This window comes from Roseibium sp. RKSG952 (genome assembly GCF_009711355.1).
Map to the genome: position 1 here is coordinate 1 of NZ_SMMF01000075.1, position 239 is coordinate 239.

Below are 239 nucleotides of genomic sequence, written 5' to 3' on the forward strand. Positions count from 1 at the left end.
CCGGACGCGGGAGATGTGCCTCGAGGCGGTCAGGCGACACGGCTGGTCGCTTGAACATGTGCCGTGGTCCCTCCGGATACCAGAGATATGCCTCGCGGCGGTCAGGGAAAACGGCTGGGCGCTGGAATATGTACCGGAAGCCCTCCGGTGGTCCTTCCGGACGCCGGAGATGTGCCTTGAGGCAGTGAGACGAAACGGCACCGCGCTGAAATATGTGCCGCGAGACCTTCGAACGGAGG

At 64.0% G+C, this 239-nt stretch carries 1 protein-coding gene; it reads left to right on the forward strand.

The window, feature by feature from the left end; genetic code table 11:
• The coding region (locus E1297_RS00185) for a DUF4116 domain-containing protein (protein WP_209015511.1) at window positions 1–239 on the forward strand (239 nt) is incomplete at both ends.